The organism is Micromonospora sp. NBS 11-29, assembly GCF_002140155.1.
In the GTDB taxonomy this organism is placed as follows: Bacteria; Actinomycetota; Actinomycetes; order Mycobacteriales; family Micromonosporaceae; genus Micromonospora.
Genome location: NZ_NAPR01000009.1, coordinates 1 through 565, shown reverse-complemented (window position 1 = coordinate 565; position 565 = coordinate 1). Strand labels below are relative to the sequence as shown.

2 protein-coding genes are annotated in these 565 nt (G+C 70.6%); both read left to right on the top strand.

The window, feature by feature from the left end:
• The first annotated feature begins 3 nt into the window (after window positions 1-3).
• Window positions 4-366, top strand: a complete 363-nt coding sequence (locus B1205_RS31415) for an acyltransferase domain-containing protein (RefSeq protein ID WP_441338486.1) — start codon at window positions 4-6, stop codon at window positions 364-366.
• The coding region (locus B1205_RS31410) for a hypothetical protein (RefSeq protein ID WP_254909915.1) at window positions 363-565 on the top strand (203 nt) is incomplete at its 3' end. The genes B1205_RS31415 and B1205_RS31410, both read left to right, overlap by 4 nt.

Here is a 565-nt window from a genome sequence, read left to right as displayed (position 1 = left end):
GAGGTGGCGTTGTGGGAGTTGTTGTCGTCGTGGGGTGTGACGGCGGATTACCTGGTGGGGCATTCGATCGGTGAGGTGACCGCCGCCCATGTGGCGGGGGTGTTGTCGCTTGAGGATGCGTGCGTCCTGGTGGCGGCGCGGGGTTCGTTGATGCAGGCGTTGCCGGCCGGCGGTGGGATGCTGGCGGTCGGTGCGTCGGAAGCCGACGTGCGGGAGCTGCTGGCCTCCGACGCGGGTGCGGCGGATGGGCCGGCCGGTGACGTCGACGTCGCGGCGGTGAACGGTCCGGCGTCGGTGGTGGTGTCCGGTGCGCTTGTGGATCTGGATCGGGTTGCGGGGGAGTGTGCGACNAGCGGCTCGCGGTGAGTCACGCGTTCCACTCGCGGTTGATGGAGCCGATGCTGGCCGAGTTCCGGGCCGCGATCACCGGGTTGGACTGGCGGGCGCCGAAGCTGCCGGTGGTGTCGAACGTGACCGGCCGTGTCGCGGAGCCGATGGAGATCGCGGGCCCGGAGTACTGGGTGCGGCATGTGCGGGAGGCGGTGCGTTTCGGTGACGCGGTCGC